Below are 232 nucleotides of genomic sequence, written 5' to 3'. Positions count from 1 at the left end.
GACCAGGAAAAGATGGGCATCGCGCTCAATCGTCTCGCGCAGGAAGACCCGTCGTTCCGCGTGCAAACGGACGAGGAATCCGGTCAGACGATCATCTCCGGCATGGGCGAGCTGCACCTGGAAATTCTCGTCGACCGGATGAAGCGCGAGTTCGGTGTCGAGGCAACGGTCGGCAAGCCGCAGGTTGCGTATCGCGAGACCGTGCGCAACAAGGTCGAGGACGTCGAAGGCA

1 pseudogene is annotated in these 232 nt (G+C 61.6%); it reads left to right on the top strand.

Annotation, left to right across the window (positions count from 1 at the left end):
• Nucleotides 1-232, top strand: a pseudogene (gene fusA / locus SB753_RS41900) (elongation factor G); the annotation flags it as partial.

This window comes from Paraburkholderia sp. SIMBA_053 (genome assembly GCF_046534895.1).
Taxonomy (GTDB): Bacteria; Pseudomonadota; Gammaproteobacteria; order Burkholderiales; family Burkholderiaceae; genus Paraburkholderia; species Paraburkholderia caledonica.
This window is presented reverse-complemented; position numbering and strand designations above follow the sequence as displayed.